The organism is Frankia sp. CoWAU3, assembly GCF_977971855.1.
On record NZ_CDWWXB010000006.1, the window covers coordinates 19,770 to 24,293 of the forward strand.

At 69.9% G+C, this 4,524-nt stretch carries 4 protein-coding genes; all 4 read left to right on the forward strand.

Translation table 11 applies throughout. The features are described 5' to 3' along the window. Positions 1–1,193 (forward strand): protein translocase subunit SecD (secD, locus tag AC08ON_RS01635; RefSeq protein WP_476616328.1); only part of this gene is annotated, 1,193 nt, incomplete at its 5' end. A 1-nt stretch (position 1,194) separates the two neighbouring features. Beyond that, entirely contained in the window at positions 1,195–2,391 is a 1,197-nt protein-coding gene (gene secF, locus AC08ON_RS01640) for a protein translocase subunit SecF (protein ID WP_011435816.1), read from the forward strand. 141 nt (positions 2,392–2,532) lie between these two features. Continuing rightward, positions 2,533–3,099, forward strand: coding sequence for an adenine phosphoribosyltransferase (locus AC08ON_RS01645; protein ID WP_476606159.1), 567 nt, complete (start codon positions 2,533–2,535; stop codon positions 3,097–3,099). Positions 3,100–3,181: 82 nt separating this feature from the next. Continuing rightward, a partial coding sequence (locus AC08ON_RS01650; RefSeq protein WP_476616329.1) for a RelA/SpoT family protein occupies positions 3,182–4,524 on the forward strand: 1,343 nt, incomplete at its 3' end.

Here is a 4,524-nt window from a genome sequence, read left to right on the forward strand (position 1 = left end):
TGGCCTCGGCTTCTCCGGCCCCCGCGCCGGCGGCGACCGGGTCGACCGGGTCGACCGGGGACAGCCCGCCTGCTGACGTGTTCGCTCGCTACGAGTCGCTGACGTGCGCAGCGGCCGACGTCCGCAAAGCCTCGGTCAGCACCGACCGCCCGCAGGACTGGACCGCCGCCTGTGACCGGACCGGGACGACGAAGTACCTGCTCAAGCCGGCCACGGTGGTCGGGACGGATGTGAAGACCGCCTCCGCGGGCCTGCAGGGCGGCGGCGGGACCACGGGCATCACCACCGGGCAGTGGGTCGTGAACGTCGAGTTCACTGGTCCGGGCCAGAACAAGTTCACCAAGCTGACCGAGAGCACGATCGGCAAGCAGGTTGCGATCGTGCTCGACGGGGTGGTGCAGTCCGCGCCGCAGACCAACGAGCGTATCCCCGGATCGGCCCAGATCTCCGGCGGCTTCAGCCAGTCCGACGCCGAGGACCTCGCCAACGTGCTGCGCTACGGTGCCCTTCCCCTGGCCTTCGAGCGCTCCCAGGCCGAGTCCATCTCGCCGACCCTCGGTCGTGACTCGCTGCACGGCGGACTGCTCGCCGGCGCCATCGGACTCGTTCTCGTCATCGCCTACTCCTTCCTGTACTACCGGGCGCTGGGCATGGTCGTGATCATCTCCCTCGCCGTCAGCGGTCTGCTGATCTACGCCTCGGTGGTGCTGCTCGGCGTGGCGATCGGGTTCACGCTGACCCTGGCCGGCATCGCCGGCCTGATCGTGTCGATCGGTGTCACGGCGGACTCGTTCGTGGTCTACTTCGAACGGATCAAAGACGAGGTTCGGGCCGGTCGCACGGTCCGGGCGGCCACGGATCGTGCCTGGCCCGCCGCGCGGCGCACGATGCTCTCCGCGGACACGGTTTCCTTCCTGGCCGCCGCGGTCCTCTACATCCTGTCGATCGGCTCGGTGCGCGGCTTCGCCTTTACGCTCGGGCTGTCGACGTTGAGCGATGTCGTGATCATGTTTATCTTCACCCGGCCGTTGGTGACGTTGCTGGTGCGGCGCAGACTGTTCTCGGTCAGCCGGTACTCGGGCCTGAGTCCGAAGACCCTCGGCGGGCGTGGCGGTGGCGTGGCGCAGGCCGCTTCCACCCGGGCGCGACTGGCCAAGCGGCCGGCGCCGGCCGGGCAGAGGCGGGAGAGCTGAGATGGCACTGGTCGGGCGGATCTACCGCAGCGACTTCAACGTCGACTTCGTCGGCCGGCGCAAGGCCTGGTACGCCGTCTCCGGCGTCGTGGTCGCCGTCTGCATCATCAGCATGATCTTCCGTGGCTTCACCTTCGGTATCGAGTTCTCCGGTGGCGCGGTCTTCCAGCTACCCAGCGGTGGCGGTACCGTCGCGCAGGTCGAGGACACGCTGTCCGGCATCGGGCTCGATCCGGCGGACAGTGTGGTCCAGCAACTGGAGACCTCCCACCAGTTCCGGATCCAGACGCCGACCCTCTCCGACGCCCAGACCCGTGAGCTGACCGGCGCGTTGGCCAAGCGCTTCTCGGTGTCGAACCCGGACCGCGACATCGCCGTGTCGACCGTCGGCTCGTCCTGGGGATCGACGATCACGAACAAGGCCCTCCAGGGCCTGGCCGTCTTCCTCGTGCTCGTTGTGATCTACCTCTCGGTACGGTTCGAGTGGAGGATGGCGCTCGCGGCGATGGCCGCTCTCGTTCACGACCTCGTCGTCACCATGGGTGTCTACTCGCTGGTAGGTTTCGAGGTGACGCCGTCGACGGTCATCGCCGTGCTGACGATCCTCGGATTCTCCCTGTACGACACGGTGGTGGTGTTCGACCGGGTGCGGGAGAACACCGCGGGCATGGGCACGTCGACGCGGCGGACCTACGCGGAGGCGACGAACGACGCGCTCAACGAGACGTTGGTGCGTTCGCTGAACACCTCCCTCATCGCCCTCATCCCGGTCGCATCCCTCCTCTTCGTCGGCGCCGGTCTGCTCGGTGCCGGCACGCTGAAGGACCTCGCGCTCGCCCAGTTCGTCGGTATCGCCTCCGGTACATACTCCTCCCTGTTCTTTGCCACGCCGCTGCTCGTCGACCTCAAGCGCGGCGACCCCGCCGTGCGGGCGCTGGATGCGCGGGTCGCCCGTGAGCGCGCCAGGCGGGTCCGGGCCGCCGCGGGTGTGCCGGGCACGGCTGTTCCCGCCGGCGCGGCGGTCGATCCGGCCGGCTGGGGTGAGGACGCTCCCGTCTCCGGCGCGCGTGAACCGGTTCCGGCCGGGGCGAACCTGGGCGGTGCCGCCCGACGACCGTCGGGCGCGCCCCCCGCTCGGCGCGCCGCGGGGCGCAAACCCGGCCGGCGCGGACGGCCGAGCGGTAAGAAACGCCGGTGAGCCAGGTCGCCGGCCGCGCGGATCTGGGCGGGGCTCCGATCGGGTGGCGGCGGATCTCCGGACGATCTTGATGTCAGGACGATCTTAATGTCCGGGCGACCCTGAAGTCCAGACGACCCTGAAGGTGGGAGAAGCGGCACGATGACGAGCATCGACGACGCACCGCAGCGGTCCGCCGCGCACGACGCGGTCGCCGAGGTCCTACGTGGCCACATCCGCGACATTCCCGACTGGCCGCAGCCAGGGGTCGTGTTCAAGGACATCACCCCGCTGCTCGCGACGCCGACCGCCTTCGGGGTGGTCATCGGTGCGCTGGCGGACGCGGCCCGGGAGCTGGGGGCTACCACGATCGCCGGCATCGAGGCGCGGGGCTTCCTGCTAGCCGCGCCGGTCGCGGACCGGCTGGGCACCGGCCTCGTGCCGATCCGCAAGCAGGGCAAGCTGCCGGGGCCGACCCGAAGCGCCTCCTACGACCTGGAGTACGGCGCCGCCACGATCGAGATCCACGCTGACGCGGTGCACGACGGCGACCGGGTCCTGCTCGTTGACGACGTGTTGGCCACCGGTGGCACCGCGGCCGCCGCACACAGCCTGCTCGCGGCTGGCGGCGGGGAGGTCGTGGGGCTGGCGGTCCTCATGGAGCTGTCCTTCCTGCCGGGCCGTGATCGGGTCGCGCCGCTCGATGTCGTCTCCCTTCTGACGATTTGACCTCGCCCGGGCGAGGTCCGCGGAAGGCTTCTGACCAGTGCGGCGTTAGGCTCGGTGTCTAGTCCTTACGCAGGAGCGGTCCGTGCCCGAGGCAGCGCCGGTGACCACCGGAGTTTCGCCGCCCGCCGTCACTCCCTTCCGGGAGCCCCGGCCGGTGGGCGATGCCGCGCGGGCCACCGCCGGATCGGTGGCGCGTGAGTCGGCAGCCCACGGGCCGGCAGCCCACGGGCCGGCACAGCCGCCGGCTGCGGATGGTGGCGACGTCCGCGGGCAGGAGCCACCGGCTGGATCCCCGGGGGGGTCCGAGCTGGTCACCGCGGTCGGCATGGGACGGCGTCCCGAGGACGGTTCCCCGGTCGTCCCCCGGTTGGGGCACGAGTCGCCGCCGCTGCCGCGTCGGGTGCGCGGTCGGCTCTCCCGCCTTGCGACGCACCGGGCGACGCCTCCCTCGGCTCTCGACCCGGTGCTGCGTGGGCTGCTCGCGAACCACCCGCGCGCCGACATCGCCCAGGTGCAGCAGGCGTTCGAGGTCGCCGACGCCGCGCACGCCGGCCAGGTGCGCTTCTCCGGCCACCCGTACATCACTCATCCGATCGCGGTCGCGAGCATCCTCGCCGATCTGGGGATGGACACCGCGACGCTGTCCGCAGCGTTGCTGCACGACACCCCCGAGGAGACGACGCTTACCGTCGATGCAATCCGGGACACCTTCGGTGACCATATCGCGCTCATCGTCGACGCGGTCAGCAAGCTCAACCGGGTCAAGGTCGGCGAGGCGGCCCAGGCGGAGACCATCCGCCGGATGGTCGTCGCGATGGCCCGCGACCCACGCGCGCTGGTGGTCAAGCTCGCCGACCGCCTGCACAACATGCGTACCCTGCGCTTTCTGCCCGAGCACAAGCAGGAACGCAAGGCTCGGGAGACGCTCGAGGTCTACGCCCCGCTCGCCCACCGGCTCGGCATGAACTCGTTGAAGTGGGAGCTGGAGGACCTCTCGTTCGCCGCGTTGTATCCGAAACGGTACGACGAGATCGTCCGGCTGGTCGCTGACCGGGCCCCGAGCCGGGACGTCTATCTGGCCGAGGTGATCGGGCAGGTGCAGGTCGGCCTGCGGGACGCGCGGATCAAGGCGGTCGTCTCCGGGCGGCCGAAGCACTATTACTCGATCTACCAGAAGATGGTGGTGCGCGGCCGTTCCTTCGACGACATCTATGATCTGGTCGGCATCCGCGTCCTGGTCGACTCGGTCCGGGACTGCTATGCCACGCTGGGTACCGTGCACGCGACCTGGAAGCCGATTCCCGGCCGGTTCAAGGACTACATCGCGATGCCCAAGTTCAACATGTACCAGTCGTTGCACACGACGGTCATCGGTCCCGAGGGCAAACCGGTCGAGCTGCAGATCCGCACGCACGCGATGCACAA